The 20,108-nt window shown below is 39.5% G+C and carries 22 protein-coding genes and 1 tRNA gene; 5 read left to right on the top strand and 18 right to left on the bottom strand.

The window, feature by feature from the left end; all coding sequences use genetic code 11:
* Positions 1-27: 27 nt before the first annotated feature.
* The 13 genes from ilvN to D8790_RS01755 form a co-directional block, all read right to left on the bottom strand.
* Entirely contained in the window at positions 28-504 is a 477-nt protein-coding gene (gene ilvN, locus D8790_RS01820; RefSeq protein WP_005591757.1) for an acetolactate synthase small subunit, read from the bottom strand.
* Positions 497-2,197: an acetolactate synthase large subunit gene (locus tag D8790_RS01815; RefSeq protein ID WP_048766450.1), complete on the bottom strand. Its 1,701-nt coding sequence runs from the start codon at positions 2,195-2,197 to the stop codon at positions 497-499. Before D8790_RS01815 ends, ilvN begins: the two co-directional genes overlap by 8 nt.
* A 161-nt stretch (positions 2,198-2,358) precedes the next feature.
* Positions 2,359-2,958, bottom strand: a complete 600-nt coding sequence (locus D8790_RS01810; protein ID WP_125387368.1) for a response regulator transcription factor — start codon at positions 2,956-2,958, stop codon at positions 2,359-2,361.
* On the bottom strand, positions 2,955-4,061 hold the full coding sequence (locus D8790_RS01805) for a sensor histidine kinase (protein WP_125387367.1): 1,107 nt from the start codon (positions 4,059-4,061) through the stop codon (positions 2,955-2,957). The genes D8790_RS01810 and D8790_RS01805 overlap by 4 nt, the downstream gene beginning before the upstream one ends.
* Positions 4,062-4,065: 4 nt before the next feature.
* Positions 4,066-4,800 carry an ABC transporter permease gene (locus D8790_RS01800; RefSeq protein ID WP_125387366.1) on the bottom strand — a complete coding sequence of 245 codons (735 nt, stop codon included), beginning with the start codon at positions 4,798-4,800 and terminating at the stop codon, positions 4,066-4,068.
* Positions 4,801-4,812: 12 nt separating this feature from the next.
* Positions 4,813-5,688, bottom strand: coding sequence for an ABC transporter ATP-binding protein (locus D8790_RS01795; RefSeq protein WP_125387365.1), 876 nt, complete (start codon positions 5,686-5,688; stop codon positions 4,813-4,815).
* A gap of 183 nt (positions 5,689-5,871) precedes the next feature.
* Entirely contained in the window at positions 5,872-6,048 is a 177-nt protein-coding gene (locus D8790_RS10475; protein WP_185761885.1) for a hypothetical protein, read from the bottom strand.
* Between the two features lie 146 nt (positions 6,049-6,194).
* A complete protein-coding gene (locus D8790_RS01785) occupies positions 6,195-6,791 on the bottom strand; it encodes an SP0191 family lipoprotein (RefSeq protein ID WP_125387363.1) in 597 nt (198 codons plus the stop codon).
* Between the two features lie 263 nt (positions 6,792-7,054).
* Entirely contained in the window at positions 7,055-8,719 is a 1,665-nt protein-coding gene (fakA, locus tag D8790_RS01775; RefSeq protein WP_125387362.1) for a fatty acid kinase ATP-binding subunit FakA, read from the bottom strand.
* A gap of 2 nt (positions 8,720-8,721) precedes the next feature.
* The gene (locus D8790_RS01770) at positions 8,722-9,087 is read right to left on the bottom strand and encodes an Asp23/Gls24 family envelope stress response protein (protein WP_005591747.1); all 366 of its coding nucleotides are present in this window, start codon (positions 9,085-9,087) and stop codon (positions 8,722-8,724) included.
* Positions 9,088-9,232: 145 nt separating this feature from the next.
* Positions 9,233-9,421, bottom strand: a complete 189-nt coding sequence (gene rpmB / locus D8790_RS01765) for a 50S ribosomal protein L28 (protein ID WP_001140948.1) — start codon at positions 9,419-9,421, stop codon at positions 9,233-9,235.
* Positions 9,422-9,556: 135 nt separating this feature from the next.
* Positions 9,557-10,222: a LiaF transmembrane domain-containing protein gene (locus tag D8790_RS01760; RefSeq protein WP_125387361.1), complete on the bottom strand. Its 666-nt coding sequence runs from the start codon at positions 10,220-10,222 to the stop codon at positions 9,557-9,559.
* A gap of 5 nt (positions 10,223-10,227) precedes the next feature.
* On the bottom strand, positions 10,228-10,674 hold the full coding sequence (locus tag D8790_RS01755; protein ID WP_125387360.1) for a LytTR family DNA-binding domain-containing protein: 447 nt from the start codon (positions 10,672-10,674) through the stop codon (positions 10,228-10,230).
* Positions 10,675-11,078: 404 nt separating this feature from the next.
* Between D8790_RS01755 and D8790_RS01750 the strand changes: the two genes are divergently transcribed.
* Complete coding sequence (locus tag D8790_RS01750) at positions 11,079-11,342, top strand: SemiSWEET family transporter (protein WP_005591744.1); 264 nt, start codon at positions 11,079-11,081, stop codon at positions 11,340-11,342.
* A 53-nt stretch (positions 11,343-11,395) separates the two neighbouring features.
* On the opposite strand, the gene D8790_RS01745 is transcribed toward D8790_RS01750, so the two are convergent.
* A tRNA-Thr gene (locus tag D8790_RS01745) sits at positions 11,396-11,468 on the bottom strand.
* A gap of 212 nt (positions 11,469-11,680) precedes the next feature.
* Between D8790_RS01745 and D8790_RS01740 the strand changes: the two genes are divergently transcribed.
* From D8790_RS01740 to D8790_RS01725, 4 genes are all read left to right on the top strand, one after another.
* On the top strand, positions 11,681-12,133 hold the full coding sequence (locus D8790_RS01740; RefSeq protein WP_062123566.1) for a DUF3290 family protein: 453 nt from the start codon (positions 11,681-11,683) through the stop codon (positions 12,131-12,133).
* Entirely contained in the window at positions 12,133-12,762 is a 630-nt protein-coding gene (locus D8790_RS01735) for a DUF421 domain-containing protein (protein WP_125387359.1), read from the top strand. Before D8790_RS01740 ends, D8790_RS01735 begins: the two co-directional genes overlap by 1 nt.
* A 135-nt stretch (positions 12,763-12,897) precedes the next feature.
* The gene (locus D8790_RS01730; RefSeq protein ID WP_125387358.1) at positions 12,898-13,101 is read left to right on the top strand and encodes a CsbD family protein; all 204 of its coding nucleotides are present in this window, start codon (positions 12,898-12,900) and stop codon (positions 13,099-13,101) included.
* A gap of 40 nt (positions 13,102-13,141) precedes the next feature.
* The gene (locus D8790_RS01725) at positions 13,142-13,384 is read left to right on the top strand and encodes a hypothetical protein (RefSeq protein ID WP_125387357.1); all 243 of its coding nucleotides are present in this window, start codon (positions 13,142-13,144) and stop codon (positions 13,382-13,384) included.
* Between the two features lie 24 nt (positions 13,385-13,408).
* On the opposite strand, the gene D8790_RS01720 is transcribed toward D8790_RS01725, so the two are convergent.
* From D8790_RS01720 to D8790_RS01705, 4 genes are read right to left on the bottom strand one after another with little or no spacing between them, the layout of a single operon-like run.
* The gene (locus tag D8790_RS01720; RefSeq protein ID WP_125387356.1) at positions 13,409-16,318 is read right to left on the bottom strand and encodes a type I restriction endonuclease subunit R; all 2,910 of its coding nucleotides are present in this window, start codon (positions 16,316-16,318) and stop codon (positions 13,409-13,411) included.
* Between the two features lie 12 nt (positions 16,319-16,330).
* Positions 16,331-17,668: a restriction endonuclease subunit S gene (locus tag D8790_RS01715; RefSeq protein WP_125387355.1), complete on the bottom strand. Its 1,338-nt coding sequence runs from the start codon at positions 17,666-17,668 to the stop codon at positions 16,331-16,333.
* Positions 17,661-19,838: a type I restriction-modification system subunit M gene (locus D8790_RS01710; protein WP_125387354.1), complete on the bottom strand. Its 2,178-nt coding sequence runs from the start codon at positions 19,836-19,838 to the stop codon at positions 17,661-17,663. Before D8790_RS01710 ends, D8790_RS01715 begins: the two co-directional genes overlap by 8 nt.
* Complete coding sequence (locus tag D8790_RS01705) at positions 19,839-20,009, bottom strand: helix-turn-helix domain-containing protein (protein ID WP_446677477.1); 171 nt, start codon at positions 20,007-20,009, stop codon at positions 19,839-19,841. It abuts the gene before it with no gap.
* Between the last annotated feature and the right edge of the window lie 99 nt (positions 20,010-20,108).

Below are 20,108 nucleotides of genomic sequence, written 5' to 3'. Positions count from 1 at the left end.
GCTGGTTTAACAAATTAAAGGTTTGATTTAATCTCGGGTAAAGCCAGTTGCCCCAGTCCGTGCGATATTGCGAATGCCGTAAGGACGGATGACTCGTAAGAGCGCTTCGCTCTTTTCTGCATCGCCCGTCATCTGGATAGTGATTGAGCTTGGCGCCACATCGACTACCGTTGCACGGAAAGGCTGGATAATGGCCAAGATTTCTGCACGCTTAGCAACTGGTGCCGATACCTTGATCAAAATAACTTCTCGCTCTAGGTGAGGATGATCTGTAATATCTCGCACCCGAATCACATCAATCTGACGATTAAGCTGCTTGATAATCTGCTCCACTTCATTGAGGGAATTTACATCAATGATAATGGTGATCCGAGAAACATTTTCATCCTCGGTCGCACCTACAGAGATACTTTCGATATTGACCTGACGTCTGGAAAGCACACCAGTGAAGCGATTCAGAACACCCGAACGATTCTGGAGTTTAGCTGTCAACATTCTACGCATGGAACTTCACCCCCAACATCTCATGATTGCTCTTGCCAGCTGGCACCATTGGAAGCACGTGCTCCTTGCGAGAAATATCTACCTCGATAAACATCGGTATATCTTCCTTTAGGACTTCCAAATCTTGAGCAATAGTCTCCGGATTATCAAATTTATAGGATTTGACACCATAAGCCTGAGCCATCAGCTGAAAATCTGGCAAACTGTCAAAGACTGACTCGGAGGTACGACCATCATAGAAGGCTTCCTGCCACTGGCGAACCATACCTAGCGAATGATTATTGAGCATGATGACCTTAATCGGAATCTTGTAGATATTTAGGATGGCCATTTCTTGATTGGTCATCTGGTAGCCGCCGTCTCCAACGAAGAGAACCACTTCCTTATCAGGATTGGCAATCTTTGCTCCAATCGCTGCTGGAACACCAAAGCCCATGGTTCCAAGACCACCAGACGTAACGAGCTGACGCTCGTTGCGATAAGGATAATACTGGGCTGTCCACATTTGGTGCTGGCCAACGTCCGTTACCACAATGGCGTCGCCCTTGGTCAACTCACCCACGCGCTCAATAACAGCCTGAGGTTGGACAACTCGTTCCTTCTTATCATAGGAGCGTACCCGCTCCTTGTCTCGTGTCACCTTTTCTATCCACTTGCTAGTATTGTTGTGCACCTGCTCTTCTTCAAGCAACATTTGCAAAGCTTTCTTGGCATCTCCTACAATAGGAATATCCACGCTGATGATCTTACCAATTTCTGCTGGATCGATATCAATGTGGGCCACTTTAGCGCTTTTAGCAAAGGTTTTAGGATTACCAGTCAGACGGTCATCAAAACGACATCCAATGCTAATCATGAAGTCCGCTTCCGTCATCGCAATATTAGCCGCGAAAGAACCATGCATGCCACCCATACCCAAGAACAAAGGATGATCTGTCGCAATCGTTCCCTGACCCAACAATGAGGTCACTACTGGAATCTGATACCGCTCTGCAAAAGCAACCATCTCCGCTGCTGCCCCTGCATAGCTAATACCACCACCAGAAAGAAGAACAGGTTTTTTAGCCTTGGAAAGCTGTTTAAGAATCTTCTTAATCTGTAATTCATTAGGCTCAATTGTTGGCTGATAGCTTGGCAGATGCAACTGAGTGTCATAGATAAAGTCCGTATCCAGAGCTGAGACATCCTTTGGCAAATCAATGACGACTGGCCCAGGACGACCTGTGGTCGCAATGTGAATGGCCTCCGTAATAATTCTTGGTATGTCTGCCGTCTCCCGTACCTGATAATTGTACTTAGTGATGGGAGTAGTAATACCGACAATGTCGGCTTCTTGAAAGGCATCCTTACCAATGCCTGGTGTCGCTACCTGCCCAGTAAAAACCAAAAGGGGAACGCTGTCACTCATAGCGTCGGCAATCCCAGTAATGGCATTGGTTGCCCCCGGACCACTGGTTACAACAGCCACACCAATTTTCCCAGTAGACTTGGCGTAGCCTTCTGCTTCATGAACACACCCCTGCTCATGGCGACCAAGAATATGGCGGATACCTTTAAAGCTATAAATAGCATCATAGAGGGGCAAGACTGCACCACCAGGATAGCCAAAAATAGTATCAACACCAAGATTCTTCAAGGTTTCCAAGACCAGCTGCGAGCCGGACTTAGGAGTTTCTAATTGGATTCTTTCCATATTTCCCCTTTCATTTATTTACAATTTTCTAAAAATTCAAAAAGCTTTCTACTATGATAACATTTTTGAAAAAAATTGCAAGTATCGCGGATGTTTTTTTTCATTCTGAATGAAAAAGATAAGAAAATCCCGCTAAATCCGAATGTAGCGAGATAACTATTTTATATCCATCCTTGTTCTTGAGCAATTCGGACAGCTTCCGTACGATTGTCTGCTGCTAGCTTGGCCAGGATGGTCGACATATAGTTGCGAATAGTTCCATTTGATAAATAGAGCTTTTCAGCAATTTCTTTATTAGAAAGCCCTGTTGCTGCTGCTTCTAAGACTAGAAGTTCCTGATGGGAGAGGGGATTTTTATGAGTCATCAGCACTTCCATAAGTTCAGGCGAGTATTCTTTTTGCCCAGCCAAGACCGTGTGGATGGTTTTCATCAGATCCGCAATGCTTCGTTCCTTGAGTACATAGGCATCAACATCCGACTTAACCGCTCGCTCAAAATAACCTGGCCGCTTAAAAGTTGTCACAATGATAACCTTGACAGTTGGCTGGTATTCCTTGATCCATTCTAGGACATCCAGCCCTGTCTGATAAGGCATTTCTACATCCAAGATGGCCACATCGACTGGATTGGTCTTGAGTAGCTCAATAGCTTCACGACCATCTGCCGCCTGATAAACAACTTCAACATCCGGCTGCAACTGCAAGAGCTGGCAAAGGGCATCCCGCAGCATACTCTGATCTTCTGCTAATAATATCTTCATCGCTCGTCTCCTTTAATCCTATACGGCAAGCGCACGCGAATAATGGTTGGCTTGTGATTGCTGATGACCTCCACTCTACCATCAAGCCCCTCCAAGCGCTCACGTACCGAATGCAAGTCTTGGCCCGTCACTCGCTTAAAGCCTCGGCCGTCATCTTCAACTTCCAAGATCAAATCTCGATCCTGACTATACAAATCAATCCTGGACTTCTTGGCCTCCGCATGCTTGATAATATTGGTTGCTAATTCCAACAAAATCATACTAATGGTAAACTGTATTTCTGTAGGAATGCTGGCGACATTGAGCTGATTATGAAGCTCCAAGTCAATAGCGCTCATTTCCAGCATAGTTCGGATTGTTGCTAATTCTTCATCCAGCGTCCGCGTCTTGAGATTGTCTACAATCCGTCGAACATCAGCCATGGCCTGCTTACTGATTCGTCGCACTTCCTCCATCTCTTTCTCCGCCTGCTCGTAGGCCTCCATTTGTAGGAATTGCTGGGCCAACTCTGTCTTGACACTGAGCATGGCAAAGGTATGGCCCAGACTATCATGTAAATCCCGTCCGATTCGATTGCGCTCATTTTCCGCTAAGAAAAGATTGAGCTGGGCATTTTGCTTACTTTTTTCTTCCTTGAGCTGTTCAGCAACTTGAATACGATGCAGACCTAGGGTCAAGAAATCCGCAAAGAGAAAGGTCGTTGAGAAAAAGACCAGATAGCCAGTGCTCAATTGATGTTGCAGATACACCCCGACCAGAAGAGCTGGTTGGACAGCTAGGAAACTCCAAAAGCGCCAAGATGTAAAGGAAATTTCCTTGTAATGATAAATTAGAAGATTTGATAAATAAAAAATATACCAAACGAAGCCCCCATTCAGCCAAATGGAAGTATAAAAAATGTAAGCAAGCATGACCCACCAGGACAGCGCCTGGTAGAAAGGCTTTTTCTCTGTGAGTATGGTATAGTAAGCCCCTATAAACAATGCTGTCCAAAGCAAAGTCAAAAGCGGGTATTCACCACTGATGACACCCGCTATTGGAAAGATAATAAAGACCAGAGAAATATGAAACATATGATGTATGTTTTTGAACTTTTCCCACATAGAATTATTTAACCTCAATCCGTTTTTTGAGCTGAAGGACTAAAATGCTAAAGAAAATGGTGTAGACTAGGACGATTAGCATGGCAGAGAGATTCCAGTCATGGTGTTCCAAATAGCCAGAAACCACCTGCATGAGCTGATAGCTTGGCGTTAACTTGCCGATAGATTGCAACCAGTCTGGAAACATAGTCAGTGGAAACCAAAGCCCACCCAAGACTGCTAAAGCCATATAAACGATATTGCCCACAACAGACATGAGCTGAGCACTGGGCAGGAGACTGACCAAGACGCCCATGGCGATAAAGACCATACTGCCAACCAAAAGAATTAGGGCAATCACGAGCCAGTCCATCATGGGCATATTGACTCCACGAACGAAATGTCCAACAGAGAAGACCACGATGATGGAAAGCAGAAAGGTCAACAAAGTACTGAAAAGCTTTGATATATAATATTCTACCATAGAAACGGGCGAATGCTGAATCAATTTTTGCCAGTTATTAGTCTTGTCCGACTGCAAGGTGCTGGGAATACTGAAAAAGGCACTGGACATGATACTAAAAACGGTCATAGAAAAGAGATAGGTATGGAGCACAAGCGTCGGCACATCAGAACCTGACATCATTCCTGAAAAGATCAGATAGAATACGCTGGGTAGCCCGATAGAGAGCAGGTAGTAAGCCGCCTGCCGCTTCATCAAAATCAACTCCATTTTCATTAAACTAACCATATTTTTCATAATGCTGCTCCTTTACTCTTGTGTCGTCTCAAAAATACTATCCAGCAGGGTTCGATTGCGGACTTCGATTTCTTCAATCGTACAGCCATGCTCCTGCAGAATTTGCCAGACCTGACTGGCATCCTTGGTCGCAAAAGATAGAGCCTTTTGCTTGATTTCAATATCTGTTACACCAGCTATCTTTTCCACTATTTCTTTATAGGAAAGGGGCAGGGTGAAGTGTTTTTCCTGCTCTTCCTTGCGCATGGCATAAGGCGTGGTGTCACGGATGAGCTCTCCCTTATGAAGCACCAAAATCCTGTCAGCCGTATGCTCCACTTCTTCAATATAATGGGAAGAATAGACAATGGTCACGCCTTGCTTCTTGAGCTGATCCACAATTTCCCAGAAATGCTGGCGCGTCGAGGTATCCATAGCCGATGTCGGCTCATCCAAGAAGAGAATCTTTGGACGGCCAATCAAGGCTAAGATAAACGAGAAGAGGCGTTTTTGACCACCAGAGAGCTTGGAAGCTAGCTGGTTCTTTTGCTTGTCAGAAAAGCCCAACAAGACATCGATTTCCTCTTCAGACAGGCTATTGGGATAGATAGATCGAAAGAAAGCGAGGAGTTCCTTGACTTTCAAATCCCCCACCACTGTATTTTCCTGAGGCAAAATGGCAACCATCTCTTTCAAACGATTATCCGTTGGCTTTAGCCCCTGAACTAGTGCTTGACCAGAAGTCAGGAATTTATCGCCTAGGAGACAGTCCATCAGAGTTGTTTTGCCAGCTCCGTTGGGGCCAATTAGAGCCACACAATCCCCTTCTTCAATGTCAAAGGAAATGTGACGCAAGATTTCCTTCCCCTGAATGCTTTTAGATAACTTTTTCACTTCAATCAATTTCATGATCTTCCTCCTTAATAAAATCATAGACGAGCGGCCAGATGACAAAGACAACTAGAATCACTCCCCCTACTCCTATATAAAATTGCCGGGGTAGAAATTCCAACAGAAAACCCGGTATCATTTGAAAACACCATACACCCATTGCAACTCCAATGAATAAGATGGACAAGTATTTTTTCATTTCTACTTTCTCCTCTTGCTTAACTTAGCCACTTCCTTTAGGACATAGCTAGCCATTCCCAAGCTAGCAAAAATCTCCCAAGGAAAGCGGTAAAGACCTGCTCCGCTCATTCTCGCCAACTGATAAAACATCATCCCAACAAGACTCAAGACTGCTACCTTTATCAACCATATTTTCATGTAACTACTCCCTATTTCTTCATTTCTTACTTGTATTATAAAACTTCCTGCATCTTCCGACTAGATGATTTTGTCACTAGACCATATGACAAATGTCATGGTTTCTAGGCAGCAAAAAAGACGAGATAACTCGCCTTTATACACTCTTATTCTTCTTTCAAGCCGCCTAATTTCATCCCTAAAATAAACATTGAAGGAGAGGTGTCTTTTATGTCATTAAGTCCCAAGTCTTTAAAGAAAGATAGACTTGCTGCTTTTGCTATATCCATTTTCTCAAAATCCAGATCAACTATGGCCTGTAATTTCTTATCAGCTGTTACGGAGTATTCAATCGTCACTCCTTCCATATTCTTAGCTTCCACATAGTTTGGTTCTGATTCCATTCCTTCTCGAATGATAGCGGTCATTTCCTCTGGGCTCATAGTGGCTGCAGCACCACTAGCTTCTTCTGGCAAATTACTCAGCAGCTCCATTCGAAGTTTCAAGAGTTTGTCTCCTCGATAGGTCACCGTATCACGATGATGAATGCCTTTGAGGTCTCCGACCAAGGTTTTAGAGACAATAGCTGTACTTTCAGAAGAAGCACTCGTAGAGGAGTCACTTGAGCTTGAGCTCGAGCTAGAACTTGTTTTAGCAACTTTTGATTCAGCTGGAACTTTCGGACGATGCTTGCCATATTTTGGAAATACGCAACCTGTCAATAATACAGAAGCAGAAATAACTAGAATAAATAACTTTTTCATAGTACACCTTTTCTTTTTATTTTTTCCAGTATACCATAATGCCACTATCTTGTCTAAATCTTGCATATAAAAAAATCAAAGAGGCTGGGGCAAAAGTCCTAGCCTCTCAATTGTCTTTGGATTGTCGAGCAAAGACGCAGTGGTTGAGTGGGCTCTACTACGCTGATTTCATCAACTTTTACAGCCCTACTCAACTGTGCGGAGGTGGGACGACGAAATCGAATTCTAACGAATGACCGATTTCTGTCCCACTCCCAAATAAATTATTCTACACTGAAAATATATGGATAAACTGGCTGATTTCCTTGGTGGATCTCAACTTCTAGATCTTCATATTCTTCCATCAGATCTTGAGCCAAGCCATTTGCTAATTCCTCGTCACCATCTTCACCGATATAGATGGAAACAATCTCACTGTCTTCATCCAACATCTTCGCAAAGGTTGCTTTTAAAGTTGTTAACATATCTGGATTTGACACAAGGATTTTGCCATCAACCATACCCAAGTTATCATTTTCATGGATTTCGAGGCCATCAATGGTCGTATCACGAACTGCAGTCGTAATGCTACCGCTGACCACGTCGCTCAAGGCAGCTGTCATTCGATCATGGTTCTCTTCGATAGTTTTTCCACTATCAAAGGCCAAAAGGCTTGTCAAACCTTGAGGAAGCGTACGCGTTTCAATCACTGTCGTTGGTTGCTCAAGCACTTCTGCTGCAGATTGAGCCGCCATGAAGATATTTTTATTGTTTGGCAAGAAAATGATATTGCGCGCATTGACCTGATCAACAGCCTTGATAAAGTCCTCTGTAGAAGGGTTCATAGTCTGACCACCAGAAATGATATAGTCCACACCCTGAGCCTTGAAGATTTCAGCAAGGCCCTCACCAGCTACTACGGCGATAATAGCGTATTCTTTTTCTTCAGCTGGCTTGGTAGCTTTTTCTTCCTTCTCAAGCTGGGCTTCGTGCTGGTTACGCATGTTGTCCACTTTTACCTTGACAAGGCTACCATACTTCAATCCTTCTTGCATAACAAGACCTGGATCTTCTGTATGGACATGCACTTTCACGATTTCATCATCATTAACTACCAGCAAGGAATCCCCAAGCTCATTCAAATAATTACGGAATTCATCATAGTCAAAGTCCTTGACATAGGTTGGTCCTTGCTTCAAAGCCACCATGATTTCTGTACAATAACCAAAAGTGATGTCTTCTGTCGCCACATGGCCTGCTACAGATTTGTGGTGTTCAGCATTGATCATCTCAGTCATCGTAGCCGGAGTCGCTTGGAAATCTTCTGATGCGATATATTCGCCAGTCAGGGCAGAAAGGAAGCCTTCATAGATAAAGACCAAACCTTGACCACCAGAGTCCACAACACCAACTTCCTTGAGAACTGGCAACATATCTGGCGTTTTAGCAAGGGCAGCCTTTGCTCCTTCAAGAGCCGCTTTCATAACTTCGACAGCATCATTTGTCGCTTCAGCTTTCTTTTTAGCACCGATGGCCGCACCACGAGAAACAGTCAGAATTGTTCCCTCAACTGGCTTCATAACAGCCTTATAGGCTACTTCTACACCAGACTGGAAGGCAAGAGCCAAAGCTTGTCCATCAAGCTCATCTTTTCCTTTTACGCTTTGTGAAAAACCACGGAAGAGCTGTGACGTGATAACACCAGAGTTCCCACGCGCACCCATCAAGAGTCCCTTGGCAAAGATAGCGGCCACTTCACCAACTGTTGAAGCTGACTTATCAGCTACTTCTTTGGCACCATTTTCAATGGTCATGCCCATATTCGTTCCTGTGTCACCATCTGGAACTGGGAAAACATTTAAAGAATTGACATATTCAGCCTGTTTATTTAAACGAGTTGATGCCGCCTGCACCATTTCTTGAAATAAACTAGTAGTAATATTTGACACGATTATTCTCCTACAACTTTAATATTTTGGATATAGACATTCACTGTGTGGGCAGTGATCCCAAGTTGATTTTCCAAACTAAACTTAACGCGTTCTTGGATATTTTTGGAAACTTCACTGATTTTAATGCCGTAGCTCAAAACGGTATAAACATCAACTGCAATACCACCATCCTCAGACGTTTTTACTACCACACCCTTGGCATAGTTTTCTTTACCCAAAAGAGCTTGAAAGTTATCTTTAATTGCATTTTTGCTGGCCATTCCAACCACACCAAAAATTTCGGTTGCTGCGCCGCCAACGATTGTTGCAATCACGTCATCAGTCAGCTCAATTTGACCATCTTTTGTATTGATTTTTACAGTCATCACTTGTACCTCAAAAGTATTTTATAGTTTATTTTACCATATTTTAGACAGGGTGTAAAAGAGGAAGGACAGAAATAAACTGTCTAGTCTGAAAATTCAACAACAAAAAAGGGAAGGAATAAATCTTTCCAATCCCTTTCATGTATTAAACGCGTTCAACTTTACCTGACTTAAGCGCGCGAGCTGAAGCCCAAACTTTTTTAGGTTTTCCGTCGATCAAAACAGTAACTTTTTGAAGATTTGGTTTAACAGCGCGTTTTGTTTGGTTCATCGCGTGAGAGCGGTTGTTTCCAGATACAGTCTTACGACCTGTAAAGTAACATACTTTAGCCATTAGTGTGTTTCCTCCTATTAGATCTAATATTACGGATGTGCTAGCACCACATACCGTACTATATTATCAAAAAACTTAGCTTTTGGCAAGTAAATTTTCCCAAACTTTGCAATTTCTGACCAATAATCCGTTTTCTTAAATGTAAACAATCTTCAAAGATCCAAAGGCGACGTTACCGCGCACATATAAAGTCTTGTCTTTCTCATTGACATTATGCGGATTGACCACTGTACCGAAAGCATTGTCCACATTTAGCTCTACTCGCCAGTTGCTTGGAATGTAAAGCACTGCACTACCGAAAGATACTTCCACATCAAAACTAGCAGAATCACCTAAAATTCTAGCATTATCAAAATAGATGGCCGCACTGCCAAAAGCACACTCTACTTTATCATGGATAAAATTATCCGAGTTGATATAGCGAGTCCCACTACCAAAGGAAATCTCTCCTTCCTTTGTAGACAAGCCTTTGCCAGACAAATAACGGACACCCCAGATTCTTCTCGGCTTAAAAATCATGTTAAGACCAATGCAGGCCAAAATGCCACCCATGATCAAGGTGCCTGTGGAGATAGCCAAAAAGTGATAGGCAGAATTGGCAATCATCAGAGCAATAATCGCCATAATCAAACCAGTCCCAAAATCTCGCTCCAAGAAATTTTCCAAAGCAAAATATGCAAACATGCCGACCAAAAGCAGGGGCCAGATATTAAAATTGAACATAGGAATACCAAAGTTTCCCTGAAGCAAAATCCAGCCGGCTAAAACCAAAAAACCGACGCCTAGAATTGTTTTTTTCATGATGATTACCTCACTTCACTTAACTTTTCTTTTAGTAGTTGATAATAATGCCTTGAAACATGCACTTTCTTATGTGTCTCAGAAAACTGGACGGAACTGGTACCTGAGAAAGACTTTTCTAGAGAATAAATCGCCCTAACATTAGCAATGGTTGATTTGGAAATTCTGCAAAAATAGCGGGGCAGTAATTCCTCTAGCTCATAGAGTTTCAACTTGACCTCATAGGCATCATCGCGCGCGTGGGCAAAGATTTTGGCTCCGTCGGTCTCGAAAAAGAGAATCTCTGCTAAATCTACAAAATACTCACTATTTTCCTTATAAAAGAGAATAGCTGGAGCAGTCGCTTCATTCAAAGCATCTTGAATCTTCTGAATCCTCTCATCAATCCGCGATACTCGAATCACCAATTCTGTATCAGCCAAACGATCGTCTAGCTCAATCCGAATCTTCATAAGCACTCCTCCCCTCTTTCTATCTTCATTATAACAATTTCTTGAAAAGAAACAAGGGACTTTCAGTAAGTGGTCAATTTGGAGCAGTAAGTGGTTATTTTAAAAGATTAAAATGAAATCAAAAATCTTGAATTTTCCCAGCATAAGGCTTCAAAGAAATTAATCATTACCCATTTTTATCAACACGACAATACTGATTTACTACTATTTCTATGATCATAAGCTCTCTATCCAGCCTAACAATGGATAAACCAGGTATGAACAATTCTAACGCTCCTTCTCAAACCACACTTGGCTATTTCGCTTAGTTTTAGATAAAAACTAAAACCTATTCTCCATACTGGCTTACGTCTCATTTGACAATTTTTTCCGTTTTGATATAATGGACGCTAAGGAGGTATCGTATGTCAAAACAAAAAATTAATCGTTTTGTCGGATCTATTGGAGCTTTTATTGGAATTCTTGTATTCGTCGCTTATATTCCACAAATTATCGCAAACTTACAAGGATCCAAAGCTCAACCTTTCCAACCACTATTCGCAGCAGTTTCTTGCCTGATTTGGGTTATCTACGGTTGGACAAAAGAACCTAAAAAAGACTGGATCCTCATTATTCCCAATGCTGCGGGGGTGATATTAGGTGGCCTAACTTTTCTTACTTCTTTATAAGAATTATATAAACAAAACCAGCAACCCCATAAAAAAGGTGCTGGTTTTCTTTCTGCCGATTGCAGGGATCGAACCTGTGACCTACGCGTTACGAGTGCGTTGCTCTACCAACTGAGCTAAATCGGCCTCTACCTGTCTCCTATTCTAGCACTCTGAACGATTTTGTCAAGTGCTATTACAGTTTGGAAACTCGAATGAAGTGAAATATTCTACTTAGGAATATACAGCTTCCATATTTAAAACAAGTTCCAGAAAACTTTATTTTTCGAGATAAAGCTATTGATGTAGCTGCTGAATTGTTTTATAATAGCTTGAATTCAAAAAAAGTGAGGGATCTTATGAAATTCTATTCATATGACTATGTACTGAGTCAGATTAGCCAGCAGAATTGGGTGATGGTGATTGTATCCACCTGCTTGGTTTTGGTGACAGGATTTTTCGCCTTTAAGGCCTATAAAGATAGACGAGGAAGTAAGTTCCGTGAACTATCCATTATTTCTATTTTGACCCTAGTAGCCACTGTTTTGATTAGTATTACGAATTTCCAAAGTAATCAATCAAATGACAATCAATTCCGTAGCTCCTTGCATTTTATTGAGGTTGTCTCAAAAGAATTAGGCGTTGAAAAGGAAGAAGTCTACGTCAATACTTCAGCTACGACAGATGGCGCAATTATCAAGGTTGGCAAGCAATTCTACCGCGCTATTAGCGGAACCGACCAAGATAGCTATTTATTAGAAAAAATGGAACTGTACAAATCAGACGTTGAACTTGTGGAGGTTGAAAAATAATGAGCTTTTTTATTACAATTGCAATTAAGTTAGCTTTGGGACTTGTTTCCCTCGTTTTTGTCATCAATGTGACAGGTAAAGGAAATTTAGCACCAAGCTCTGCAACAGACCAAGTACAAAACTTTGTTCTCGGTGGCATTATCGGCGGGGTCATCTACAATAGCTCCATTACTATCCTTCAATATGCAATCATCCTAATCATCTGGACTATTCTGATTTTGCTCTTAAAATGGCTGAACACCAATGTTTCCTACATCAAGCATCTGATTGATGGGAAACCAACTATTATCATCAAAAACGGAAAACTAGATCCTGAAGCCTGCCGTTCAAAAGGTCTATCCGCATCAGATGTCGCTTTGAAATTACGCTCCCAAGGAGTCTTCCAACTGAAAGAAGTCAAAAGAGCTGTCATCGAGCAAAATGGCCAATTGATTATCGTAAGAATTGGTGATGAAAATCCGAAATATCCGATTATTACAGATGGAGTTGTCCAACTTGAAATCTTAGAAACTATCGGCAAGTCAGAAGAATGGTTGATGTCCGAATTACAAAAAGAAGGCTTTGAAAATGTCTCCGATATCTTCATTGCAGAGTATGACAAGGGCGAAATTAATGTCGTGACCTATTAAAAATTATTTGTCATTTCGTAGCAATTATTTGCTTTTTCTTCGTAAAGAGTCTATACTGTATCTATTATCTCGCTTGAATGAGTATCAAACCGCATCCAACTTAGATAATACACTAAATAAACGGAGGAAATTTCCATGTCAATCGAAGAAAAATTCAACCAAGCTAAAGGTTCTCTCAAAGAAGGTTTCGGTAAGCTTACTGGCGATACAAAAACTCAAGCAGAAGGCACTGCTGAAAAACTAGCTTCAAAAGCGAAAGAAGTTGCTGAAGACGCAAAAGGCGCTGTTGAAGGTGCTATCGAAGGCGTTAAAAACATTATCAAAAAAGACGAAGAATAATCAGCGTCTATCGTTCTTATAGAAAAAACACTCTTATCCTATGCTTCTAGCAGAACTAGGGATGAGGGTGTTTTTCTATATTGCTAAGGCGTTGATTTTCAGAAGAGAACAAAAGCATCTCATGAATATCAAACTGAAACAAACAGGAGCCATGTTAACAAAACAAGAATTATCTGGGATATCACTGCTATATAATGACTTATTAGATAAATTTAATTCTAGTAATATTTCAAGGTTTTACTACAATGAATTTATTGCTTATTGTTCATTACCTGTTTTGTAATTTTAGCCGCAATACAAACTCTTCCTATTTTTTATCATACTTCTTCATTATTTCATCAAAAATCGTATCATTTAGCCAGTTACTGAAATTAGAATTATTTGTCCATTGACCGAAGAGCTCCATATTGTCCTGCATAATTTTACGAAGGACTTCTCTTAGCGCTGTTTCGTACTCTCGTTTGATATTTTCAAGATCAGAATTGTTCAGAGCGTTTCTAAACTTTTCATTCTTCATCACCATCTCTGGTAGTTCTTTAATTTGACGAGCAACATTATCCTTGTCTTGCCAATCGATATTGCCAAAGATGTCATTAAAAGTTGCAACGATATTTTCAAGTGAATCTAGCTCTAATTGCCCTTTCTTACCAGTACCAATTCCTAATCCTTCAACTGTCCCATCTTCATCTTCTAAGATAATATCCATTGTTTTTTTCTTTTCCAGACGGTAACTTTCCAGATCAATGGAATCCAAGATACCCTGTGAGAAATCCTCTCCTTTAGGTGCTGGTAGCCGATGGATTAACTGCTCGAAGAAAATAACTTTCTTTTCCCATTCCAATTGACCAATCGGCAGAATAGATGCCAGAAAATTGTAGGTTCTAATGAAAGATTTAACGCCACTCTTGAATACCACTTGCTCTTCCTCAGTTAATGCATTATATCGTCCTACAACTGTATCAATGATATTATCAATCATATTTCTTGAATGATTTTTTAAGAATAGTTCTACAACTTTATCTACTTCATCCTCTTCATAAACATACATTCCATCAAGTGTACCTAACAAATTATAAAGTTTGTTTGGGTCAGTTTCTTCTTCCAATTTCGTTTCACGATAATAAGGTTGGAAAGCTTCTTGAATATGTTCTGGTTTGTTTGCAAAGTCAATCACACATGTATCAATTTTATATTTAGCACTTCTATTCAGACGAGATAATGTTTGAACAGCCTTTACGTCATTTAACACCTTGTCAACATACATAGTATGAAGAAGTGGCTCATCATATCCTGTTTGATATTTATCCGCAACAATCAAGAATTTATACTTATCTTCTTTGAATCGTTCTGGTGTTTCTTTATCCGAAAATCCATTCAGACTTGTTTCTGTAACGACCTTACCTTTGTACTCTTTTTCTCCTGAAAAAGCAATTACTGCCTCAAAACCAGTGTTTGAACGTTTCAATATATCGCTAATAATATTATAGTACTCAATAGCACGAAGAATACTCTGCGTTATAATCATCGCTTTTGCTTTCCCATTTATTTTTGGAGCAACCGTAGTCAGAAAATGTTTGACCATTACTTCTGCTTTTTCTCGAATTGGAAACTCTTGCCCCTCAACATAGTTTCTGATTTTATATTGAGATTTCTTTTTATCAAAATCAGGATTGCTTTCTATAGTTTTATAGACCTTATAATAGTTTTCATAATGCGTATAGTTTTTTAAAACATCTAAAATAAAACCTTCTTCAATCGCTTGTTTCATAGAGTAGAGATCAAAGACACTGCCAAACATTTCAATTGTTTTAGCTTTTGGAGTTGCTGTAAAGGCAAAGAAGCTCGCATTCTCAGGCATCTTTCTTGCTTCAATGAATTCATTCAAATGATCTTCCATATCTTTATCATCTGTCGAAAGGCCTCCTGAGACTGCCATATTGAGAGAAGCAGCAGCTTTACCACTTTGAGAAGAATGAGCTTCATCAATGATAATCGCAAAGTTTCTTCCTTGTAAGTCTGTTCCAATCTTCTCTAGGAGATAAGGAAACTTTTGCACAGTGGTAATGATGATTTTTTTACCATCCGTCAGAAGGTTTTTCAAATCCGTCGATGAATTAGCATGACCAACAATACTCTTCTCATCAATAAACTTACGAATATTCGCTTCAATTTGCTTATCTAAATTCAATCGGTCTGTCACAACAATCACAGAGTCAAAAGCCTTCTTATCATTATAGCTCACTTCTACAAGACGATAAGCAAGCCAAGTGATGGAATTACTCTTTCCACTGCCAGCACTATGTTGAATCAAATAACGGTTCCCAACACCATGCTCTTTTACATCCTCTACCAATCGAGTCACTGCTCGATACTGATGATAACGTGGAAAAATCAGTGCCTCAGTATGTTTAACTTTATCCACTGAAATATAAGCGAAGTCACGAATGAGACTTGTTAATGTCTCTTTCTTTAAGAACTCTTTCCAAAGATAGTCTGTCATAGTCCCTGATGGATTAACAGGATTCCCAGACCCTCCAGCTTCTGTCCCTTTGTTAAAAGGCATGAAACGAGTATTTTGGCCATCTATTCTGGTCGTAAAGCTGATGAAGTTCTCATCAACTGCAAAATGTGCCATACATCGTTTAAAGGTAAATAATGTTTCCTTAGCATCACGGTCATTCTTGTATTGTTCTTCAGCGTCTTTATATGTCCATCCTGAGCTAGAGGCACGACTCTTAAGCTCCATTGTCATAATTGGCAAACCATTGATCATAATCGCTAGATCCAACTCCAACCCTCGATTCTTGTCAGAATAAGTCAGTTGGTTAGTGACAGCAAAAATATTAGTCTTAAACTCTTCGTATGAGCTTGGTCGCTTGGGATCTAATGCATGATAAAAGATAATCGTCCCTGATGAAGGGTAACACTTAATTCCGTTTTTAAGGACAGATACAATTCCTTCCTTCCGAATTTTATGATCGAGTTGCTTAAAGAATTTATCCTTACCAGCTACTGTATCGAGAGATAAAATATCATACTCACTTGGTTGTGATTTCTGAATGAACTCTAACAACCTCACTTCATCAAATGCATACTGGCGATTATAAGCACCTTTCATCTCATTATTATCAATATAAATATACCCGTTCTCATCTTTAAGATAACCAATGATATTGGTTTCTAACTCTTCTTCCATTTTTGTATCCTGTATTCCCATAAAAGGCACCTCCTATTCTTTTATTTCTTCTTCATCTGTTGAGATATCAACGTCTACTTTTTCATAAGATGGAATGACAACGCTACGGACATCTATCTTACCGGTCACCACTTCTGAAATGAGAGCGTGTTTGAAACTATTCAATTCTCCGATAATTGAATTACAGATATCAATGTTTCTTTTAACTATGCTTAACTTTTTTTCAATTCTCTCTACAATTTTCTTTTGTTCATTTAATGACACTACCGGAATTTTAATAGATTTTAAATCATTACTCTTAAATCTATATACTTTTATACCAGTTGATGCCTTTTTAAGTAATAAGGCATCTTTTTTTAAGCAATAGAACAAATACTTGGGATCAATCCCTTCTTTAGGTTTTATAAGTAATTGCTCTCCACCTATAAGACCTTTTTCATCTCTATCATAGAATGCAAAATGCCCTAAATCTTCAATAGTCTCGGACGTATAAACTGCAATAATATCGTTTCTATCAACTATTTGAGACGATTTGTAAAATTCATCATTTACATAAAAATTATAATTGCTATCTATAGTGTCAACTTTATACACCTTCCCATACTGTAATGCTACATATGTTCCCTTAGATAACAAATCATCTTTTGTAAAGGTTGAATTACCTCTAACTATATTTACATACTTCCTAATACTTTCTTCTTTCATATTTGAAGAGTTAAAAGAGATTATCTTTTCAAAAAGTCGATTAAGTTTTTCTATCTTCTCCTTCTCCACAATAATCAACCGATCAATCTCATTGATTTTCCAGTCTAGATAATCAGCAATTTGCTTCTGTTCTACTAATGGGGGGATAAGTAAGAGCCGCGTTTTTAACATATCCCAAGATATTCTCATGCGAACTGTGAAAAGGCGACCATCCTCTGATTCAGACATTTGAATACCTTTCCCTAACCCAACTAAACTTCTTTGAAAATTATAAGTTCTTAAAACATACTCCATGTATCTAGTAGAAAATAGGTCAAAATTTTGATTTACCAAAGGATAGTATACCGGACTCACTGCACCTAAATAATTGGAAATACCTACTGACCCAGCCACAATATTCATACAGTTAACTAAAATATCTCCGGGATAACAAACATTATAATTTCGTAGGTCTTCTTTCGGTTTATTACCTCCTTTTTCTTTTTTCTCAGAATAGGGTGAAACCCCATACTTCGCACTTAACGAAAGAACCTCTTGTGTGACTATTGGATTATTTTTCTCTTTTCTAAGATTAAATATCCGACTAATTCGGCCAAGTTCCCAATGTTCCGGAACTTTCTCCAGCCAAGGTAAATCAACTTTCTTATACCGTTCGTACTTATTCATACAATCCCTCCAAGATGCTTGCCATCATGCCATCTGATTGTTTTACTAATTCTTTGATTCGAGTAATAATGGTTTCGATACTTTCTAATTGTTTTGGTTTGTAGAAGTACTTGGTGAAGTTTATCTCATAACCAATTTGTGTCTTATCTGTATTGACAAAAGCATCTGGATAATATGGTAGCACCTCTTGGGCAATAAAAGCATCTATACCGCCTTCATAGGTCAGTGGGATGTTTTCTATATCGGTCAAATTCGTATTAATGATAACATTACCTTTACTGTCTGTTTGTATCTCCGCTTTTTCATCAATGATAAGTATATTGTCTAACATGCCTGTTGATTGTGCCTTTGTTAAGCTAGCACCTTTGAGGTTATAGGCTTTAAGAGCTTTAGTGAATTGCTCCTTGAATTTAGCATAGTCAAGGTAAAGTTCTTCTCGCTCAAGAGATTTTAACACATCCAAGTATGCTTTGATGTTCTCGGTATTTTTGAGTTCTGTTAGAGCACCTTTCGTGTATTTAAGTCCACTGATGGCTAGTTTTGTCTTATCAACGTTACTGTCTAAGGCACCAACTTCAGTTAAGATTGCTTCTAACTGTTCAAGATTTACTTGATTGCAAAGAACAGCTTGTCTAAGTGGACGCTCCACTGTCACCTTGTAGTAACCGAAGTCTTCGTTATTGAATATTTTTGAATGCTCGCTTTCTTTAAAATTTAGGTATTCATCAAGAATGAATTTACGATTCTCGTCTGATAGTTCACAGTTTTTCTTACCAAGATTTTTAGGTAAGGGACTCTTTATACTGCTAGCATCAATTAGTTGGATTTTACCTTTACGTTTTTCTTCTTTACGATTGCTGAGAATCCAGACATGCGTTGTAATTGGTGTGTTATAGAATATGTTCTCTGGTAACTGAATAATCGCTTCGATAAGATCTTCTTCAATCATATAGCGACGGGCATTACTCGCCCCACTGCCTGCATCACCTGTAAAAAGGGCTGAACCGTTATGTACTTCGAGAATGCGAGATCCTAATGCTGTCTCTTTCATCTTAGATATATTGTTTAACAAGAATAGTAACTGTCCATCACTGACGTCTGGAAGCATACGAAAATCTTCTTGTTCTTTATAAGATTTGACAAAACGTGAATCCATCACTCTTTTTTTAGCTTTATCATCTGTCCCCCCACCTAGGATGGTAAGATCTGTTTTCCAGTTCTTCCCATATGGTGGATTTGATAGCATAAAGTCAAAATGCTCTCCCGAAGTTTGGTCATAAGATAGGGTTGAACCATAGAAGACTTTATTTGCATTAGTGTCCCCACCCTTGATCAGCAAGTCAGCTTTAGAGATAGCATAAGTTTCTGGATTGACCTCTTGTCCAAACATGTGAATTGAGAGAGACTTACCTGCTTCTTGAGCAAAAGTCTGAAGTTTTTCTTCTGCTACTGTAGCCATTCCAAGTGTTCCACAGGCCCCATCATAGATAGAATATGTCCCATCTTTCAACTTATCAAGAATCGGTACAACAGCGATATCAGCCATCAATTCAATAACATCACGAGGAGTGAAGTGCTCTCCTGCTTCTTCGTTATTTTCCTCGTTAAACTTACGAATCAACTCTTCAAAAAGTGTTCCCATAGCATGGTTATCTAACCCTTTTTTTATCACTTCACCCTGTGAATTCACCTCATCATAAGGACTAAGATTCAATTCAGACGATGTAAATTTTTCAATGACAGAACCTAAGATGCCTGCTTCCGTCATCTTAGTTAGCTGATTATTGAAGTCAAACTTTTGTAAGATCTCCTTTACGTTTTCTGAGAACCCATTCAAATATTCTTCAAAATTCTTCTTAAGATTTTGACGGTTTGTTTCGTGCTTTAAATCTTTCAACTGAAATTGTGATGTGTTGTAGAATGGCATGTTCACAGCTGTTGCCAATGTTTTTTCAACATCCCACCCTTCTTTTTCTGCTGTCTCTTTAACTTTCATAATATTCGCTTTTTCTTTTTCGATAATAGTATCAAAACGGCGAATAACAGTCATCGGAAGAATAACATCACGGTATTTCCCTCGAACGTAGACATCTCGCAAACAATCATCTGCAACAGACCAGATGAAACTAACAAGTTTATTGTACTCCAATGCACTATATGAATTATCCATTTAATTATCCTCCAAAATAAATTTTTCAATCGTAATGATATCTCCAATATCACTGTCTAGTTCCCTACAAATTTTTCCAAGAACTACTAGAGAAACAGACTCCCCTTTTACCATTTTTGAAATCGTTGTTGGTGAGATCCCAGTTATATCCATTAGATCTTTCTTTTTCATATTTTATCAATTAATATTTTCCACAACCCATTGTAATTAAACTTCATTATTAAAACTCCTAGCTCCATATTCGTGTAGTTTAACTATATAATATCATAA

It is taken from the genome of Streptococcus cristatus (genome assembly GCF_003943535.1).
Taxonomy (GTDB): Bacteria; Bacillota; Bacilli; order Lactobacillales; family Streptococcaceae; genus Streptococcus; species Streptococcus cristatus_L.
Note: the sequence above shows the minus strand (reverse complement) of the source record. Positions and strands in the feature narration are given on the sequence as shown.

Coding starts and splice junctions, on each gene's coding strand:
- D8790_RS01785 (WP_125387363.1), bottom strand. CDS start 6,791: ATGAAAAAGTTATTTATTCTAGTTATTTCTGCTTCTGTATTATTGACA.
- D8790_RS01770 (WP_005591747.1), bottom strand. CDS start 9,087: ATGACTGTAAAAATCAATACAAAAGATGGTCAAATTGAGCTGACTGAT.
- D8790_RS01725 (WP_125387357.1), top strand. CDS start 13,142: ATGCTTCTAGCAGAACTAGGGATGAGGGTGTTTTTCTATATTGCTAAG.
- D8790_RS01800 (WP_125387366.1), bottom strand. CDS start 4,800: ATGAAAAATATGGTTAGTTTAATGAAAATGGAGTTGATTTTGATGAAG.
- D8790_RS01705 (WP_446677477.1), bottom strand. CDS start 20,009: ATGAAAAAGAAAGATCTAATGGATATAACTGGGATCTCACCAACAACG.
- D8790_RS01735 (WP_125387359.1), top strand. CDS start 12,133: ATGAGCTTTTTTATTACAATTGCAATTAAGTTAGCTTTGGGACTTGTT.
- ilvN (WP_005591757.1), bottom strand. CDS start 504: ATGCGTAGAATGTTGACAGCTAAACTCCAGAATCGTTCGGGTGTTCTG.
- D8790_RS01795 (WP_125387365.1), bottom strand. CDS start 5,688: ATGAAATTGATTGAAGTGAAAAAGTTATCTAAAAGCATTCAGGGGAAG.
- D8790_RS01815 (WP_048766450.1), bottom strand. CDS start 2,197: ATGGAAAGAATCCAATTAGAAACTCCTAAGTCCGGCTCGCAGCTGGTC.
- D8790_RS01760 (WP_125387361.1), bottom strand. CDS start 10,222: ATGAAAAAAACAATTCTAGGCGTCGGTTTTTTGGTTTTAGCCGGCTGG.
- D8790_RS01730 (WP_125387358.1), top strand. CDS start 12,898: ATGTCAATCGAAGAAAAATTCAACCAAGCTAAAGGTTCTCTCAAAGAA.
- D8790_RS01805 (WP_125387367.1), bottom strand. CDS start 4,061: ATGTGGGAAAAGTTCAAAAACATACATCATATGTTTCATATTTCTCTG.
- D8790_RS10475 (WP_185761885.1), bottom strand. CDS start 6,048: ATGAAAATATGGTTGATAAAGGTAGCAGTCTTGAGTCTTGTTGGGATG.
- D8790_RS01750 (WP_005591744.1), top strand. CDS start 11,079: ATGTCAAAACAAAAAATTAATCGTTTTGTCGGATCTATTGGAGCTTTT.
- D8790_RS01740 (WP_062123566.1), top strand. CDS start 11,681: ATGAAATTCTATTCATATGACTATGTACTGAGTCAGATTAGCCAGCAG.
- rpmB (WP_001140948.1), bottom strand. CDS start 9,421: ATGGCTAAAGTATGTTACTTTACAGGTCGTAAGACTGTATCTGGAAAC.
- D8790_RS01720 (WP_125387356.1), bottom strand. CDS start 16,318: ATGGGAATACAGGATACAAAAATGGAAGAAGAGTTAGAAACCAATATC.
- D8790_RS01715 (WP_125387355.1), bottom strand. CDS start 17,668: ATGAATAAGTACGAACGGTATAAGAAAGTTGATTTACCTTGGCTGGAG.
- D8790_RS01810 (WP_125387368.1), bottom strand. CDS start 2,958: ATGAAGATATTATTAGCAGAAGATCAGAGTATGCTGCGGGATGCCCTT.
- D8790_RS01755 (WP_125387360.1), bottom strand. CDS start 10,674: ATGAAGATTCGGATTGAGCTAGACGATCGTTTGGCTGATACAGAATTG.
- D8790_RS01710 (WP_125387354.1), bottom strand. CDS start 19,838: ATGGATAATTCATATAGTGCATTGGAGTACAATAAACTTGTTAGTTTC.